Raw genomic sequence first — 17,369 nt, forward strand, 5'->3', positions numbered from 1 at the left:
GAGGGGAGGCAAGAGCCGGGCACTATGTCCGGCTCACTCCAAGCATAGTCCGCATGGATCAGGAGATGGATTGCAGCAAGAGCAAGAGCTCGTTCTGGCTGTGGCAGTCGGTCTTCTTGAACACCCCTTTCAGGGTGGAGCGCACAGTTTCCACCTTGACACCGCGCAGCTCCGCGATGTCGTTGCTGCTGTAACCCTTGCTCATCAGCACCAGCAGCTCCTTCTCGCCAATGGTGAGGGGATAGAGGCTGGCCAGCGCTTCGATGTCGGGGTTGAAGGCGTGCTCGGGGTCACGCAGCACCACTTCCACATAGCGTTCAAAGCGGCTGAGTCCGCTCATCAGGGTGCATTGGACCAGCAGCGGACGCAAGTTAGGCTGACGGGGAATGGACATATAGGCGCTGGCGCCGGGCAGCAAATAGGCAAAGCCATTGAGGATCTCCTTGAGCTGGCGTTGCTGCTCCTTATTCTGCAAAGAGAAAATGCCATTGATGGCCCGCAATTCCACATTTTCATCGGCAATACGGTTGAAGGCCACATTGGAATAATGAATATGCCCCTTGTCGTCTATGATGGCGCTGGGCTTATTATGGTTTTTCACCAGCTGTTGCAACTGATAGTTCTGGGTTTCCAGGGCCAGCAAGTTCCAATAATGGTGGCTCCAGGCCGCCAGTCCGGAATAGATTTCCGAGAGCGAGGTGAGGTCGCGACTGCTGAAATCATCTTGCGCTGCACCACGGTAACTGCACAGGCTGCTCAGCCCCCTCCCTTTCACCTGGCAGACGCCGCCGGCGGCGAATTGGGCGCCGAAACTTGCCAGCAGGCCCACCGAGCTTGAAATGCTGTTGGCGCTGACGATCCCCTTGCACCCTTTATCCAGGTAGTGGTTGAACCACACATCCTGACGATGATGCTGCAGGTAAAACTGCTGCTGGGCCTCGGTCAGACCGCTGGAAAAAAGCTTTATTCCGTCGCTCTTGTCATCATCCCGCAATAAAAACAGGGATGAACTACAGGAAACGTCGGCACGAAATTGGTCCACGACGAGCTTAATGTCAGAATCATTAATACCGCACTCGTATAACTGGCTGATATAGGGCGATATCCTTTCTTTCTCTAATGCCTTCACACCCGAACTCCTAATTCTTATTTTTATTGAAGAGGCATCTTACTCTGCAATGGGATAGTCGAAAAGTAGTCAAATGAACAAAGGGTTTATGATTTATTCATAAATAGTCATGAATATAGGCTCATGAATGAATATGGCCAAAAAGGGTAAATAGCCGCTCATGTTTTTCCTGGCGCTGGTCGCTTACCTCCCTGTTTTACCTCTTGATGTCTCACCACCCACTCGCCATCCCGGCCCCTCCTCCCCCCAAGATCACGCTTTTCAACATTGTGGTCATCTGCATCCACACCGATTCACATGTTGCATTTTGGTAGCTTTGGTGTTTCCATTTTGAGCGCCAGACGATATTGTATATACAAATCATCCCCTCAACGGAATTGAACCATGCGGACCACAAGGAGAGAAAATGGAACCTGAACACACACTCACAGTACCGGCAGGATCAGGGGCCGGCATCAAGCTGCTGCTGGCCAGTCTGCTTGGCATCGCCATCTTTTTTGTTCCCTTCGAGCTTGGCGGGCGCAGCACCATAGTGGTGGATCACCTGGCCGGCTTTCTGATTGCCCAGCGCCCCCTTGCCCTGACCCTCATTCTCTTGCTCATCGCCTATGGCGCCATCACCCCCTTGCTGGATGGCCGCTGGCGCGCCCGTCCCATCGACAGGGTATTGAGCCTGTTCAAGCTGCTCGGACTGGCCCTGGCCATTTTGTATGTCACAGACTGGGGCCCTGCCTGGTTGATGATCCCGGATCGCCTCCCCTTCCTGTTCGACAAACTGGCCATGTCTGTGGGCCTCATCGTGCCTATCGGCGCCATGGCCCTGACCTTCCTGCTCGGTTTCGGCCTGCTGGAATTCATCGGGGTGCTGATGCAACCAGTGATGCGCCCCCTGTGGCGCACGCCGGGTCACTCCGCCATTGATGCGGTCGCCTCTTTCGTCGGCAGCTACTCGGTGGGCCTGCTCATCACCAACCGGGTCTTCCTCGCGGGCAAGTACACGGTGCGAGAAGCCGTCATCATCGCCACCGGCTTCTCCACCGTCTCGGCCGCCTTCATGATCATCGTGGCCAAGACCCTCAACCTGATGGGACACTGGAACTTCTACTTCTGGTCCACCCTGGTGATCACTTTCGTCATCACCGCCATCCTGGCGCGTGTTCCTCCCATCAGTCGCCTGGCTCACCATGGGGAGACCGACGAGCCGCTACCGGCTGGCATGAGCCGCTGGCAGGCGGCCCTCACCTGCGGCCTGACCCAGTCCCACCAGGCAGATCCCCTGCTGCGGCAATTGAAGGACAACCTCAGGGACGGTCTTCACATGGCCGCTGCCGTGGTGCCCACCATACTGTCCGTCGGTCTGCTGGGCCTGCTGCTGGCAAAGCACACCCCCCTGTTCGATCTGCTGGGCTGGCTGCTCTGGCCACTGACCTGGCTGCTGGATCTCGGCGAGCCGCTCGCCACCGCCAAGGCCCTCTCTGCCGGTCTGGCCGAGATGTTCCTGCCCGCCATCCTGCTCAAGGATGCCGACCTGCTGGTGCGCTATGTCGCGGCCGTGGTTTCGGTCAGCTCGGTGCTCTTCTTCTCTGCCTCCATCCCCTGCATCCTGGCCACCCGGATCCCGGTGAGCGTGGGACAGCTGGTGGTGATCTGGCTGCTGCGCACCCTGCTTGGCATCCTGCTGGCCGCCTTGTGCGGCAGGCTGGCGCTGGCCCTCGGCTGGCTCGGTTGACCAAGGCTCATAAAAAAACAAAGCGCCATCAGGCGCTTTGTTTTTATCAGGATTGTCTCAGGGGGCGATGACGGCGAACCGGCCGCTGTTGAAATCATCTATCGCCTGATGGATCTCTGCCTCGCTGTTCATGACAAAGGGGCCATAACCCACGATGGGTTCATCGATGGGCTCGCCACTCAGCAGCAACAAGCTGGCCTCGCCTTCCGCCTCCAACATGAACTCCTCACCGTTGGGATCGAGCAGCACCAGTTGTGCTTCGCCCGCGCGCTCCTGACCGTTGATAATGAGAGAGCCCTTGAGCACCACCAAGGCGCTGTTCCATCCCGCTACCGCCGGCAGCACCACGCTGGCCCCGCCCTTGAGCCGCAGATCCCAGATGTTCATGGGCGAGAAGGTGCGGGCAGGCCCCTCTACCTCGCCTTGTTGCAACCCGGCATCGTTCCCGGCGATGATGCGCACCCGCACATCGCCCTCCTTGAGTCTCAGTTGCGGGATGCTGTCGCTGGTGATGCCCTGATAACCGGGCGTCGACATCTTGTGTTTGGCGGGCAGGTTGACCCACAGCTGCACCATGTCGAGGGTACCACCACGACGGGTAAACCCCTGGGAGTGGAATTCGTCATGCATGATGCCGGCGGCGGCCGTCATCCACTGCACGTCTCCCGGACCGATGATCCCCCCCTGGCCGGTCGAGTCTCGATGGGCGACCTCCCCTTCATAGACGATGGTGACCGTCTCGAAGCCACGGTGCGGGTGCTCCCCCACGCCCCTGGCATGATCGGCGGGCTCGAAATGTGCCGGGCCAGCCCTGTCCAGCAGCAGGAAGGGGCTCAAGGCGCGGCCATGGGTCTGATACGAGAACAGCGAGCGAACCGGGAATCCGTCGCCGACCCAGTGTTGTCGAGGGGCGCTGTAAATACCGATGACTCTTTTCATGATGCTCTCCTGGGTGATCGTCACGGGATGTGTCGTGGCTCGCATTGTGAGTCTGGAACGCTGCATCCGGTAGACGTAAAATTTGCCATCAGCGTCCTATTTTGTGAACGATAACCCCATGCAACAGGATCTCAACGACCTCTATTTCTATGTCCAGGTGGTGGATCACGGGGGCTTTGCCCAGGCCGGCAGGGCCCTCGGCATGCCCAAATCCAGGCTCAGCCGCCGCATCGCCATGCTGGAGGAGCGACTCGGTGTGCGTCTTATCCAGCGTTCCACCCGCAGCTTCACCGTCACCGAACTCGGGCAGGCTTATTACACCCGTTGCCGGGCCATGCTGGTGGAAGCCGATGCGGCGCAGGATCTCATCGCCGCGACCCAGAGCGAGCCTTGCGGTCTGGTTCGCATCGCCTGCCCCATCGATCTGCTGCACGCCCACGTAGGGAGGATGCTGGTCTCCTTCGCCCTGGCCCATCCCAGCGTCAAGGTGCAGCTCGTCGGGGTCAACCGGGCGGTGGATCTGGTCGCGGAGGGGTTGGACATGGCGCTCAGGGTGCGACCACTGCCCCTGGAGGACAGCGATCTCGCCATGCGGGTGCTGGGTTATGCGACCCAGTGTCTGGTGGCAAGTCCGGCCCTTGTCGCGTCACTCGGCATGCCCCGGGCCCCCGCAGATCTGCTGTCATGGCCGAGCCTCGGTCACGGCGCCAGCCTGGAAGGCCATCACTGGACCCTGCTGGGCCCCGATGGTGCCCGAGTCAAACAGCACCACAGCCCCCGCTTTGCCACCACCGACATGCAGACATTGCGTCAGGGGGCGATCGACGGGCTCGGGGTCGTGCAACTGCCCACCATGATGATGAATGAGCCCCTGGCCGATGGCCGGCTGGTGCGTCTGCTCCCCGACTGGGCCCCGCGCCAGGAGGTGATCCACGCGGTCTTCCCCTCACGCCGCGGTCTGCTGCCTGCCATCCGCGCCCTCATCGATCATCTGGTCGAGGGCTTCTCCCCCCTGGGGCAGGCAAGTGCGCCGCCCCCGCCATGATCTGTGCATGGCCGTTCCCGGGGGGGCCAACATGCAAAAGGCCAGAGCTTGGCTCTGGCCTTTTCATTTTTTCCCTTCTCAGAGGAGGAGAAACGGATACGGGCAGTATCCTCAGAAGGGCATTTTGAAGCCCGGGGGCAGTTGCATGCCGCCGGTCAGCTCGCCCATCTTGGCCTTGTTCTGCTCTTCCACGCGGCGCACGGCGTCATTGACGGCGGCGGCGACCAGATCTTCCAGCATCTCCTTGTCATCTTCCATCAGGCTGGGATCGATCTCGATACGACGCACGCTGTGGCTGCCGGCCATGGTCACCTTGACCATGCCTGCGCCCGCCTCGCCGACCACTTCCATCTGGGCCAGCTGCTCTTGCATCTTCTGCATGCGCTCTTGCATCTGTTGGGCCTGTTTCATCAGGTTACCCATTCCACCTTTACCAAACATAGATCGTCTCTCGTCTTGAAATCCGGCATCCAGCGCCGGGCTGTGGGTTCATCTGCCCTAAATGGGGGCAGCCAAAGGTCTTTTCAACCGGGGACAAACCCCGGCACGGTTTTTTCAGCGCAACTCAGCGACTCAGGGGTTCGATGCTCTCGGGATGGAGCACGGCGCCGAAACGCTGCTGCAAGAATTGTACGTTGGGATCCGCCGCCAGATCCCGGCTCACCTGTTCACGCACCCCGAGATAGAGACGGTGCTCTATCTCGAGCGGCGTCTCCCGCGCGGGATCCGAGCCCAGGGTCACATCGATGTGAACCGGGCCGCCCAGCTCGGGACCGATTATCTCGGCCAGATCGGCGCGGGCCTTGTCGCTCACCAGATGGCGCTGCTCGGGTTTGAGCAGCAGGGAGACACGATTGCCTTCCTGGGTCATCACCGCGTTGATGGCCAGTTGACGCAGCCGCCCCCCCACCCCGGTGCGGGCGATGAGCTCGGCCCAGGCGTCCCCGCAATTGACCAGCAAGGACGAGGGGATCAGACGGGCGACCTCCCCCTCCTCCTCGGGCTGGGCGTCACTCTCCAGCGCATCCCAGTCGATGGTCTCCATCAACGCGATGGCGGGCTGAGGCTCGCTCGCGGCCACTGGAGGCGCGGCAGACACCATAGCGACAACCGCAGGTGCCGCCGCATCGGCGCTGCCGACGTCAGCGCCCAGATCCCAGGGCGGCAGATCCGCCTGCGAAGGAGATGCCATGGTGGCGGGAGCTGGCTGGGCGGAAGTCACTGCCCGCGTGGGCAACGGGGCACTGGCAAACCCCTCGTCAAACCCCTGACTCAGATACTCTTCGTAGTCACTGGCTCCCTCTTCATAGGCCTCCAGAGGGGGCAGGTCGTCATACGCCGTTTGCATGGCAGATCCCTGCCCCGGCATCTCGGGCCGCGCCGCTGGTTGCACCTCGGCCTGGGGTGAAGTCGCGACGGCAGGCATCGCAGGGGCCGGTTTGGTCGCGGCCACGGGTTTGACGGGGGTGACCCGGGCGGGCGCGGCGTTTGCACTCTGCTCGCCACGCAGGCGGCTTCGCAGCAGATTACGCTTGCCAAGCAGGCTCTGCATGCTGGAGGTCGAAGAGATGGCGACGTCTTCCCCTTGGACCTCAACCTGCTGCGTCTGCCCGGCGTCATCAGCCGCCAACGGCGCAGAGGCAGGCTCTGCAGGCGGACTGGCAGGCACCACGGCCTCGTAACCCATCCGTTCGGCCTCACGCAGCAGCTCATCCTGCTCGGCAAAGAGCGGATCCAGCACTGCGCCCTCCTCCGCCTTGGGTGAGGGGGCGACGTGCTCGGCCTCAAGGACCGATGCTGGCGCGGCGGGAGCCTGTGGTGCTGCGCTGGCAGCCGGGGCCGGCTCAGCCCCCTGGGGCTTTCCCGGCAGGAGCGACGCGCTTTCCCTCGCTGCCGCCATCACGCCGGAGTGCCCTGTCATGAGAGGTTGGGCCGCCAGGTTGGCGGGATGGACCACCTCGCGCCGGGGAGAGAAGGCCAGCATCCGCAGACAGGTCATCTCCAGTGCGGTGCGCCCGTCAGGGGCCCAGGGCAGATCCTTGCGCCCCCCCAGCACGATTTGATAGCAGAGCTGCACCTCTTCCGGGCTCATGGCTCCGGCGAGCTGCAGCAAGGCATCGGCATCCGCCCCCTGCTCCTGCACGCTCGCAGGCAGCAGTTGCGCCATGGCCACCCGATGGAGCAAGGCTTCCAGCTCGGCGTGAAGCTGGTCGAAATCCGGCCCCAGGGTAGCAATCTCGGTGATCTTGGCCATGGTGGCCGGGGCATCCTGGCGCAGCACTGCCTCCAGCAACTGGTGCAGGTGGTGATGATCGAGGGTCCCCAGCATGGCGAGCACGCTCTCCAGGCGCACGCTGCCGTTGCCGTGGGCCAACGCCTGATCGGTGAGGCTCAGGGCATCGCGCATGCTGCCGTCGGCCGCCTTGGCCAGGGCCAGCAGGGCGCGAGGCTCGAAGGGTTGACCCTCCTGGTCCAGCACCCATTCGAGCTGCCTGGCGATCTGGGTCTGATCCAGACTCTTGAGATGAAACTGCAGGCAGCGCGAGAGGATGGTGATGGGGAGCTTCTGCGGATCCGTGGTGGCCAGCAGGAATTTCACATAGGGCGGCGGCTCTTCCAGGGTTTTGAGCAGCGCATTGAAGCTGTGGCGCGACAGCATGTGCACTTCATCGATGAGGTACACCTTGAAACGACCACGGGCCGGACGGTACTGCACGTTGTCGAGCAGTTCGCGGGTGTCTTCCACCTTGGTGCGGGACGCCGCATCGATTTCCAGCAGATCGACGAAATTGCCCTGATCGATCTCGCGGCAGGTATCGCACACACCGCACGGATGGCTGCTGATCCCCTGCTCGCAGTTGAGACTCTTGGCCAGAATGCGGGCGATGGTGGTCTTGCCCACCCCGCGGGTCCCGCTCAGCAGGTAGGCATGGTGAAGCCGTCCCTGATCCAGGGCATTGGTCAGGGCAGTCAGCACATGTTGCTGGCCGACCACTTGTTCAAACGTATGGGGGCGCCATTTGCGCGCCAAAACCTGATAGCTCATAGATCTCGATGCTGGGAAACGAGGCATTGAGGCTGGATGCTAACACAAATGGAGGGCTGGCTGTATGGGGGATGCGCCGCCTTGGGAGGGATCGCTTGAATTTCAAACCGGTGCCCGTTCAGGCACCGGTTTGCGGCAGAAAGCAGGGTGACGAGGCCTGCCGCGCGAAGGGGCGATTTATGCCCCCGCGAGTTCCACCAGTGAGACCACCTTGACGCCGGCGGCGGTCAGGCGGGCATCACCGCCCAGGGACGGCAGGGAGATGATGAAAGCGGCATCCGCTACCTCACCGCCGGCGCGGCGGATGAGCTTGACGGTGGCATCGACGGTGCCGCCGGTGGCCAGCAGATCGTCCACCACCAGCACCTTGTCACCGGGCACGATGGCATCGGTGTGCAGTTGCAGGGTGTCGGTGCCGTACTCCAGGGCGTAGGACTCCTCGATGACGGCGCGGGGCAGCTTGCCCGGCTTGCGCACCGGCACGAACCCCAGCCCCATGGCGTAGGCAACCGGGGCGCCGAAGATGAAGCCACGGGCCTCGGTGCCAACAATCTTGGTGATGCCTTGATCACGGTAATGATCGGCCAGCAGATCGATGGTGGCCTTGAAAGCCTCGGCATTCTCGATCAGGCTGGTGATGTCGCGAAACAGAATGCCCGGCTTCGGATAGTCGGGAATGGTCTTGATGCTCGCTTCGATAAACTTCAGGGTTTCCGGATTCATTATTTGACCGCTTATTTTTTGAGCCCTGCCATGGCGGCGCACGGGGTCTCCGCCTGGGGGCAATAAAAAGGCCCGTCACGCAAAAATGACGAGCCAACTCCATAGCATTATTGCCGCGATAGCTTAGGGATTTCACTTCTTCATTGCAACCGGCTCCAGCACCGGCAGACGCATCAACCAGGTGAGCAGGATCACCATTATGACAACCAGCAGCCACCTCACCCAGGGCAACGGCACCACCAGCAGCGATACCGAGAACGAGATCAGGATGAAGATGATGGCGCGGCGTCTGGCGTGGCGGCGAATGCCGCGATACTGCTGCCAGTCGAGGATGGGGGGGCCAAACCAGGGATGCGCCAGCAACCAGCCATGAAAGCGGGGGGAGGAGCGCGCAAACAGCGCCGCCGCCAGCAACATGAAGGGGGTGGTCGGCAGCAGGGGCAGAACTATCCCGACTATCCCGGTGGCGAAGGCAAGCCAGCCCAGGGCCATCAGACACCAGCGTTTCATGGGTACTCCTCTGCATGTATCTCTGCCTTTAGCCTAACAGAGTTGGCCCGAAAGCTGACAGCCTGGTCCAATCGGTGGCCGTCGATGGGGGCCATCGAGTGGGCAGACGGCTGACAATCCCGGCCATTGCCACTACAATCTGCGCTCTTTTTTCTCCCCTTGTCTTCGGAAGCAGCTATGCGCGTTATTTTGGCCCCCATGCAGGGGGTGCTGGATCACCTGATGCGGGAGGTCCTCACCTCCGTCAATGATTACGACCTCTGCGTCAGTGAATTCATCCGGGTGGTCGATCAACTGCTGCCCGCCAAGGTCTTCCATCGCCTCTGCCCCGAGCTGAAACAGGATGGCAAGACCCGTGCAGGGACCCCGGTACGGGTGCAACTGCTGGGACAGCATCCGGAGTGGCTGGCAGAAAATGCCATCCGGGCCATCGAGCTCGGCTCTCCCGGGGTCGACCTCAACTTCGGCTGCCCTGCCCCCACGGTCAACAAGAGCAAGGGGGGCGCCGTGCTGCTCAAGGAGCCCGAGACCGTCTATCGCATCGTCAAGGCGGTGCGGGAGGCCGTGCCTGCCCACCTGCCGGTGAGCGCCAAGATCCGCCTGGGATACGATGACAAGGATCTCTATCTGGACAACGCCCAGGCCGTCTATCAGGGGGGGGCCAACGAGCTGGCGGTGCATGCCCGCACCAAGCGCGAAGGCTACAAGGCGCCGGCCCACTGGGAGTACGTGGACGCCATCCGCCGCGCCCTGCCCATCCCCGTCACCGCCAACGGCGAGATCTGGAACCATGCCGATGCCCTGACCTGTGCCCGGGTGTCCGGTTGCGATGCTCTCATGGTGGGCCGGGGCGCCATCTCCCTGCCCAACCTGGCCAACGTGATGAAGACGGGGTGTGCCCACATGAGCTGGGCCGAGGTACTGCAACTGATGGTGACCTACACCGAGCAGGATCTGGCGAGCGACAAGGCCGACTACTACCCCAGTCGCATCAAGCAGTGGTTCTCCTACATAGTGCGGGAATACCCCCAGGCCGACGAGCTGTTTCGTCGCATCCGCACCATCAAGACCGCGGACGAGATCCGTACCGCCCTCGAGCGCGAGTGCGCCGCACGGGTCTAGGCTTGGCCGCCGCCCCGCAGCGCCCTAAAGACCGCAGACGAGATCCGCGCCGCCCTCGAGCGCGAGTGCGCCTCACAGGCCTAGACTTGGCCGCCGCCCCGCGGCGCCCTATGATGAAGGCTCATTGACAGGAGGTCAGGATGCAAGGAGTGCCGGTCAACTTTACCCATCAGCACGACAGGGCCGATTTTCGCGCCCTGCCGGGGCAGCCTGCGACCGAGCTCTATCGCGCCCACATCCAGCACCACATCTTCGATCCCCATAGTCACGAGGGGTTTGGCCTCGGTGTCATCGAGTGCGGTGCCGAGCGCTTTCGCTATCGCGGCAGCCAGCTCCTGGCCGGTCCCGGCAGCCTGGTGCTGATGAACCCCGATGAGCTGCACACGGGCGAGTCAGCCTGCGAGCAGGGGTGGCGCTATCGCATGCTCTACCTGCCCGCCGACCGGCTCGAGGCCATCAGCGGCGAGCGCGACTGGTATTTCACCGATGCCGTGCGAAGCGATCCGCGCACTGCCCCCGTCCTGCAGGCGGCCCTGGATGCCCTCTGGCACTGTGACAGCGAGCTCGCCGCCGACGGCCTGCTGCTGAGGGTGTGCGAGACCTTGCGCCCCCATGCCCGGGCCCTGGCGGCCCCGCGCGAAGCGGCCCACCCTCTGGGCCGCGCCATCGACTATATGCAGGCCTGTTTCGCTCGCCCCATTACCCTGGCCGAGCTGGCCGGTGCAGTGAACCTCAGCCCCTACCACTTCCAGCGCAGCTTCAAGGCCCGCTTTCACGTCACCCCCCAGCAGATGTTGATGGCCATCCGCCTGCAGCGCGCCAAGGGGTGGCTGGCTGCCGGCCTGCCCGCTGCCGAGGTGGCCGCCGCCTGTGGTCTGGCCGATCAATCCCACCTCAACCGTGCCTTCCTGCGCCGCTATGGCACCACCCCGGTCCGCTACCAGAAACAGGTGCAGGCTGGCCGCTAAAGCGCAATCTGGTTCAATACGCCCCCCTTCCCCCCTGCTAGGCTGGCCTCCTTCTTCTTTACCGGATATGAAACATGTTGATCGGAGTCCTGTTTGCCCTGCTGGCCGGCCTGATGTGGGGGCTCATCTTCGTCGCCCCCCTCTTGGTAGACGGCTACCCCCCCGCCCTGCTCGCGAGCGGCCGCTACCTCGCCTTCGGCCTCATCGTACTGCCGATCGCCTGGCAGGCCCGCAAACACCTGGCAGCCCTCTCGGCCAGCGACTGGCGCGAGGCCCTCGCCCTCACTCTGGTGGGGAACCTCCTTTACTACTTCTGCCTGTCGGGAGCCATCTTGCGCATCGGCTCGCCCCTGGCGGCCATGTTTATCGGCACCCTGCCGGTGGTGACGGCCCTGGCCGCCAACCGCCTCTATGGCGCACGGGACGGTCGCCTCTCCCGCACCCGGCTCTACCCGTCCCTGGTGCTGATGGGGGCCGGCCTCTATCTGGTCAACAGCGCCGAGCTGACCTGGCACACCGAGGCGCGCGCCGAACAACTGCTTGGGCTCGCCCTGGCGATGGGCGCCGTGCTGTGCTGGACTTGGTATCCCCTGCGCAACGCCCGCTGGCTGCGCGAGCACCCGGGCCGCAGTCCGGCCGTCTGGGCCACCGCCCAGGGGCTGGTGACCCTGCCGGTGGCGCTCATTGCCTATCTCGGCAGCCTCGGCCATCTTGCCCTGAGCGCACCGGACTTTCCCCTGCCCTTCGGGCCGACGCCCCTGCGCTTCGTGCTGCTGATGGGGGCGGTGGGGCTCTTCTGCTCCTGGCTCGGCACCCTGTGCTGGAACGAGGCGAGCCAGCGCCTGCCGACCGTGCTGGTCGGGCCGCTCATCGTGTTCGAGACTCTGGCGGGGCTCTTGTACGCTTTTATGCTGCGCGGGATCATGCCCCCCATGAGTACCCTGGTAGGTGTCGTCTGTCTGGTGGCGGGGGTGCTCTACGTCATCACCGGCAAGCCGCAGCACCTGCCGGAAAAACCCGTCAAAGCACGGTTAACTTGACTCATGTCATCTTGATAAACCGCGGGTTTCCCTATACTGGCCGAGTTTTATCACTCGTTTTTGGGGGCTGCTGTGTGTGAAGTGACGCAAGCCCGGTTGGCCGAATGGCATCAGCGCCTTCTGACCGACTGGGCGCAAACAAGAGAGGAGCTGATCCGTCAGCTCAAGGCCTGTCGACAAGATGACTGGGCACAGAAGGTGGAGCGCTGCGAGCGGGATCAACTGGTTGATCTGACCAGCCGTCTCGATCTGCCCGGGGTGGAACACAGCGTGGCACGCCTCAAACGGCTCGACGCGGCGCTCTGCCAGATGGATCTGGGGCTCTATGGCTTCTGCTCCGATTGTGAGGAGCCGCTGCTCCCTGAACAGCTGGAACAGGATCCGACCCTGCAACGCTGCCCGCGCTGCGAGGCCCGCTACCGCAAGGGATTCCACGCTCACGAACTCTGATGGGGGCACCTTTTGTGCCCGCCATTTTCCTCCTCCACCCCTTCTCGCTTCCCATCATGACCAACCCCCTGGCGCGACGATCCCGGCAACCCCCGGGGGCAGCCGCACAGGCATGAAAAAGGGGAGTCATGGACTCCCCTTCTCGTACTGCGTACTCGTCACTGGGCCAGCAGGTGGCCTACCAGCTCATGACGCCACCCTTGCAGCAGCATGGGCTTGTCCGCCCTGGCCCGCTCCTCGGCACTCATGCGCCAGCTCCAGGTGAAGTACTGGTGGATGATCTTCTTGCTCGCCACCAGCTCCGGCGGAATGTTGCTGGCCTTGGCCTTCTCCTCCACCATGGCCTTGATGCGCTTGAGCTCGGCCTTGTACTGGGGGAAGTCCACCAGACGGCGGATGGGATCGGGCCAGCTCGCAGGGTCGCTCTGCTGGGCGGCGGCGACGATGTCCAGCATCCGCTTGCCGTGGATCTTGATCTCGATGGGCGAGAGGCCCAGTTCGTTGAGATCCCGAAGGGAAGCGGGACGACGCTCCGCCACCTTGAACAGGTGCAGCTCTTTGACCACGAAGTTGAGGGCGAGATCCCGGCGTACCGCTTCCTGCTGGCGCCAGGCGGCCAGCTCGCGCAGGATGGCCAGCTCGCGGCAACCCAGTTGCCAGGCGTTGACTATCTCGAGGTAGGCCTGACGGGGATCGCTGCCCTGGGTCTTGCGGGCGGAGTGGTTCTGGCACTCCTGCTCGAACCAGGGGAACTTGCCGCTCTCGCGCAGTCTGGCCATCACCTTCTCGTAGAGGGGCATGAGGTAGAAGACATCCGCCGCGGCATATTCCAGCTGACGAGGGGTAAGGGGGCGCGCCAGCCAGTCGGTACGGGCCTGATCCTTCTCAAGCTCGACCCCGAGGAATTCGTTGACCAGAGCGCCAAACCCCACCGACACGCCATGGCCCAGGAAGGCTGCCGCCAGCTGGGTATCGTGCATCTGGTTGGGCAGGTGACCCGCCTGATGCTGGATGAGTTCCAGATCCTCACCGGAGGCGTGCAGGATGGCAATCTGTCCGGCCCGACCGAGGCGCTGCCACAAACCGGAGAGATCCAGGGTCAGGGGATCGAGCAGGGCAAGCTGCTTGCCATCGTAGATCTGGAACAGACCGAGCTGGGGATAGTAGGTACGGGTGCGAACGAATTCGGTATCGATGGCCAGGGGAACGTCGGCCAGAGAAGCGAGATACTGATCCAGTTCGGCTTGCTGTGAAATGAGTTGATATTGCATCGTTGCCTGCACGTTGGTCGGATCCAGAAAGAAAAAACCGTGGATGTCCCACGGTTTTGCATAACGACAGCGCTGGACTGCAAAGCAGTCCATGCCGGTTACTGCTTGGCAATCTCCTCGTCGCGCAGTACGCGGCGCAGGATCTTGCCCACGTTGGTCTTGGGAAGTTCGTCGCGAAATTCTACCAGTTTCGGCACCTTATAGGCAGTCAGATGTTTGCGGCAGTGGGCAATTATCTCCTCTTCCGCCAGCTTTGCATCTTTCTTGACCACGAAGATCTTCACCTGCTCGCCGGACACCGGGTTGGGTACGCCGACGGCGGCCACCTCCAGCACCTTGGGATGCAGGGCCACCACGTCTTCTATCTCGTTCGGGTAGACGTTGAAGCCGGAGACCAGGATCATGTCCTTCTTGCGATCGACGATCTTGAAGAAACCCTGCTCGTCGCATACCGCGATGTCGCCGGTGCAGAGCCAGCCATCCTGCATCACCTCGGCGGTCGCCTCCGGGCGCTGCCAGTAGCCGGTCATCACCTGAGGACCGCGCACCTGCATCTCGCCGGGGGCGCCCCGTTCGGTGACCTGGTTCCCCTCGTCATCCACCAGACGGATCTCGGTGGAGCAGACCGGCAGGCCGATGGAGCCGTTGTAATCCACCAGATCATAGGGGCAGACGCTCACCAGGGGCGAGCACTCGGTCAGGCCATAGCCCTCCAGCAGCGGGGTGCCGGTCAGCCCCTTCCACTGCTCGGCCACCGCCCGTTGCACCGCCATGCCGCCACCGATGGTGAGCTTGAGCTTGGCAAAATCCATGCCCTTGAACTCGTCGTTGTTGACCAGGGCGTTGAACAGGGTGTTCACCCCGGTGATGCAGGTGAAAGGATATTTCTTGATCTCTTTGACAAAACCCGGGATGTCGCGGGGGTTGCTGATGAGCAGGTTGTAGCCCCCCAGACGCATGAACAGCAGGCAGTTCACCGTCAAGGCGAAGACGTGATAGAGCGGCAGCGCCGTGACCACGAACTCCTTGCCGCGCTCCAGCACGGGGCCATAGACACCGAGGCACTGCTCGACGTTGGCGATCATGTTGCGATGAGTCAGCATGGCGCCCTTGGAGAGGCCGGTGGTCCCGCCGGTGTATTGCAGGAAGGCGATGTCCTGGTTGCTGATCTCGGGTTTGATGTACTGCAGGTAGCGCCCCTTGGCGAGGGCCTGGCGCATGGTGCTGGCATGGGGCAGGTTGTACTTGGGCACCAGCTTCTTGACGTATTTGACCACGAAGTTGACCAGGGTCCCCTTGGCCAGCCCCAGGTTGTCTCCCATCCGGGTCAGGATCACGTGCTTGACCGGGGTGTCATACACCACTTTTTCCAGGGTGTGGGCAAAGTTGGAGACGATGACGATGGCCTTGGCGCCGGAGTCTTTCAACTGATGCTCCAGCTCGCGCGGGGTATAGAGGGGGTTGACGTTCACCACCGTCATGCCGGCCCGCAGGATGCCGAATACCGCGATGGGGTATTGCAGCAGGTTCGGCATCATCACGGCCACCCTGTCCCCCTTGCCGAGCTTCAGCTCGTTTTGCAGGTAGGCGGCGAAGGCTCGGGACTGCTCCTCCAGCCGGCGGTAGGTAATGGTCTGCCCCATGTTGACGAAGGCGGGTTGATCGGCGAACTGGTTCACCGACTCTTCAAACATCTCGACCAGAGAGCCGTATTGGTCTGGATTGATCTCGGCGGGCACCCCTTCTGGATAACGCTTCAGCCAGACTCTTTCCACGAACTTCTCCTGCATAACTCGCACCTGTGCGCTCACTGTGTTGCCTCCGTCCCTGTCACATCCATTTCAATCAATTGTTTTAAGTTCATGCTCTAATGCCGCACATATTTACATAAGGCAACATCAATTAACAGTGAATTAACAACGGGAAGTGTGAGGGAGAAAGCAAACCTGACATGATTCAAAGCCGCCGATCCTACCGGATTTCAGCGAAGTTTTCGATATAAACGGCGGTTTCTGATGAATTTTCCATATGAAAATGATGGCCTCCTGCCACTGTCACCCGTTCAATGTGGCCAAAGGCCGCCTCCCGCAACTGCCACTGTGCCAGGAGCCCGGGGAAGCCCTGCTCTCCCCGGATAAAGAGCACCGGACAGACGATGGCCCGGATCAGGGCCTGGGCCTGCCCCTCGCTCATGCGCAGGGGCGAGAGATCGCGAAGACGGGGATCACTGCGCCAATACCAGCGCCCTGCCCGCACCTCCAGTTGTCGCTCGCAGATAAGGCGTGCCGCACTCGGGGGGATGTCCGCCACCTTGCAGCGGGCAGCCACCGCCTCCTCGAGGGTGGCAAATCCACTGGTTGCACGCTCACGGGTACGAGTGCGATTGAGGATGGCGCGGCGCAGCTGCACCGGTACCTCCTCGTCGGGCTGGCTCAAGGGGCCGAGCCCCTCCAGCAGAATGAGCCGCTCGATTTGTTCGGGAAAAACGCCGGCATAGGCAGAGGCAATCAGCGCCCCCAGGGAGTGACCAAGCAGGATGAAACGCTGCCAGCCCGCGGCCTGGGTGATCTGGTAGAGATCATCCAGCCAGTCCACGAAGACATAGGGAGTCGACTTGTGATCGGAGTGACCATGGCCCGGCAGATCGACGCAGACCAGATGAAACGCCCCCAGCCAGGGGGCCAGAGGCAAAAAGCTGGCACCGTTGTCGAGCCAGCCATGGAGGGCCACCAGCAGCGGTCTGCCCTCCTGACCATTGTCCAGCAGGGCGATGTGCCGCCCGTCCGCCAGGCGCAGCCTGCGCTCCTGCAATGTCGCCGTCATCCGGGCTCCTCAGCGGCGCAGGGGCCGTCTGGGCCAGAAGGGATCATAGAAAGGATCGTAAAAGTAGGGATCCATGTAGCGGATCTCCACCTCCTTCACCGGTGGCCACAGCTTGCTCCCCGTCACCTTGAGTACCGAGAAGCGATACTTGTGCTCGCCAATCTGGCTGTCCACAGGCTTGTCGAGGGTGCCGAGCACCGTCAGGCTGCGACCCTTGGCATAGAGGGTCGGGTCGACAAACCCCTGCATGATGGCGAGAAAACGACCGGGGCTCTGCTCGGTCTGCTCCGGCACCCCGTTAGACTTGAGGGGCAGATAGACCACCTCGATGACACTCTGATCCGCCTTGTTGTGGACCGCCGAGATGACACCGCTCCAGCGGGCCGGCTTGCCTTCCATCCCCTGCAGAGCGGGTTGATAGGCCACCAGCTGATCCGCAGGCTCATAGGCAAGCTCTTTGGGCACCGTGCTGCAACCGCCCAGCAGCAGCCCCACCAATCCCAGCATGATCACGGATTTTCTCATTCGTCTCTCCTTCATCGTCCGACAAAGCAGCCCGGGGCAGCCGTTGCCG

At 62.4% G+C, this 17,369-nt stretch carries 16 protein-coding genes; 6 read left to right on the forward strand and 10 right to left on the reverse strand.

Features of this window, described 5'->3' with window-relative positions; genetic code table 11:
• Positions 1–58 precede the first annotated feature (58 nt).
• Positions 59–1,129 (reverse strand): transcriptional regulator, encoded by a 1,071-nt coding sequence (locus tag AB5Y93_RS12060; RefSeq protein ID WP_041215183.1) that lies wholly within the window; start codon positions 1,127–1,129, stop codon positions 59–61.
• 406 nt (positions 1,130–1,535) lie between these two features.
• Here AB5Y93_RS12060 and AB5Y93_RS12065 point away from each other — a divergent pair, with 406 nt between their 5' ends.
• Entirely contained in the window at positions 1,536–2,858 is a 1,323-nt protein-coding gene (locus tag AB5Y93_RS12065) for a YjiH family protein (protein ID WP_368229437.1), read from the forward strand.
• Between the two features lie 57 nt (positions 2,859–2,915).
• On the opposite strand, the gene AB5Y93_RS12070 is transcribed toward AB5Y93_RS12065, so the two are convergent.
• Positions 2,916–3,797 carry a pirin family protein gene (locus AB5Y93_RS12070; protein WP_253584887.1) on the reverse strand — a complete coding sequence of 294 codons (882 nt, stop codon included), beginning with the start codon at positions 3,795–3,797 and terminating at the stop codon, positions 2,916–2,918.
• A gap of 118 nt (positions 3,798–3,915) precedes the next feature.
• Here AB5Y93_RS12070 and AB5Y93_RS12075 point away from each other — a divergent pair, with 118 nt between their 5' ends.
• Positions 3,916–4,842 carry a LysR family transcriptional regulator gene (locus AB5Y93_RS12075; protein WP_042863849.1) on the forward strand — a complete coding sequence of 309 codons (927 nt, stop codon included), beginning with the start codon at positions 3,916–3,918 and terminating at the stop codon, positions 4,840–4,842.
• 111 nt (positions 4,843–4,953) lie between these two features.
• Here the strand turns inward: AB5Y93_RS12075 and AB5Y93_RS12080 are convergent, their stop codons facing one another.
• The 4 genes from AB5Y93_RS12080 to AB5Y93_RS12095 all read right to left on the reverse strand — a co-directional run bounded on the left by AB5Y93_RS12080 (position 4,954) and on the right by AB5Y93_RS12095 (position 9,121).
• The gene (locus tag AB5Y93_RS12080; protein ID WP_005301028.1) at positions 4,954–5,283 is read right to left on the reverse strand and encodes a YbaB/EbfC family nucleoid-associated protein; all 330 of its coding nucleotides are present in this window, start codon (positions 5,281–5,283) and stop codon (positions 4,954–4,956) included.
• A gap of 124 nt (positions 5,284–5,407) precedes the next feature.
• On the reverse strand, positions 5,408–7,888 hold the full coding sequence (gene dnaX / locus AB5Y93_RS12085; RefSeq protein WP_368229438.1) for a DNA polymerase III subunit gamma/tau: 2,481 nt from the start codon (positions 7,886–7,888) through the stop codon (positions 5,408–5,410).
• 177 nt (positions 7,889–8,065) lie between these two features.
• Positions 8,066–8,611, reverse strand: a complete 546-nt coding sequence (apt, locus tag AB5Y93_RS12090) for an adenine phosphoribosyltransferase (protein WP_010674707.1) — start codon at positions 8,609–8,611, stop codon at positions 8,066–8,068.
• Between the two features lie 132 nt (positions 8,612–8,743).
• On the reverse strand, positions 8,744–9,121 hold the full coding sequence (locus AB5Y93_RS12095; RefSeq protein ID WP_039039141.1) for a YbaN family protein: 378 nt from the start codon (positions 9,119–9,121) through the stop codon (positions 8,744–8,746).
• 177 nt (positions 9,122–9,298) lie between these two features.
• Between AB5Y93_RS12095 and dusC the strand changes: the two genes are divergently transcribed.
• From dusC to AB5Y93_RS12115, 4 genes are all read left to right on the forward strand, one after another.
• Entirely contained in the window at positions 9,299–10,243 is a 945-nt protein-coding gene (dusC, locus tag AB5Y93_RS12100) for a tRNA dihydrouridine(16) synthase DusC (protein ID WP_180911677.1), read from the forward strand.
• A gap of 140 nt (positions 10,244–10,383) precedes the next feature.
• Positions 10,384–11,211 carry an AraC family transcriptional regulator gene (locus tag AB5Y93_RS12105; protein WP_180911676.1) on the forward strand — a complete coding sequence of 276 codons (828 nt, stop codon included), beginning with the start codon at positions 10,384–10,386 and terminating at the stop codon, positions 11,209–11,211.
• 74 nt (positions 11,212–11,285) lie between these two features.
• The gene (locus tag AB5Y93_RS12110; RefSeq protein WP_368229441.1) at positions 11,286–12,251 is read left to right on the forward strand and encodes a DMT family transporter; all 966 of its coding nucleotides are present in this window, start codon (positions 11,286–11,288) and stop codon (positions 12,249–12,251) included.
• Positions 12,252–12,332: 81 nt separating this feature from the next.
• Positions 12,333–12,701 (forward strand): TraR/DksA C4-type zinc finger protein, encoded by a 369-nt coding sequence (locus tag AB5Y93_RS12115; protein ID WP_039039175.1) that lies wholly within the window; start codon positions 12,333–12,335, stop codon positions 12,699–12,701.
• Positions 12,702–12,859: 158 nt separating this feature from the next.
• Here AB5Y93_RS12115 and rnd read toward each other — a convergent pair whose 3' ends face one another.
• The 4 genes from rnd to AB5Y93_RS12135 all read right to left on the reverse strand — a co-directional run bounded on the left by rnd (position 12,860) and on the right by AB5Y93_RS12135 (position 17,320).
• Complete coding sequence (rnd, locus tag AB5Y93_RS12120; protein WP_368229443.1) at positions 12,860–13,972, reverse strand: ribonuclease D; 1,113 nt, start codon at positions 13,970–13,972, stop codon at positions 12,860–12,862.
• Between the two features lie 98 nt (positions 13,973–14,070).
• Positions 14,071–15,747, reverse strand: a complete 1,677-nt coding sequence (fadD, locus tag AB5Y93_RS12125) for a long-chain-fatty-acid--CoA ligase FadD (RefSeq protein WP_010674700.1) — start codon at positions 15,745–15,747, stop codon at positions 14,071–14,073.
• A 196-nt stretch (positions 15,748–15,943) separates the two neighbouring features.
• Positions 15,944–16,795: an alpha/beta fold hydrolase gene (locus AB5Y93_RS12130; protein WP_368229444.1), complete on the reverse strand. Its 852-nt coding sequence runs from the start codon at positions 16,793–16,795 to the stop codon at positions 15,944–15,946.
• A 9-nt stretch (positions 16,796–16,804) separates the two neighbouring features.
• Positions 16,805–17,320: a Slp family lipoprotein gene (locus tag AB5Y93_RS12135; RefSeq protein WP_039039136.1), complete on the reverse strand. Its 516-nt coding sequence runs from the start codon at positions 17,318–17,320 to the stop codon at positions 16,805–16,807.
• Positions 17,321–17,369 lie beyond the last annotated feature (49 nt).

The organism is Aeromonas sp. R10-1 (assembly GCF_040908465.1).
Lineage (GTDB): Bacteria > Pseudomonadota > Gammaproteobacteria > Enterobacterales > Aeromonadaceae > Aeromonas > Aeromonas caviae.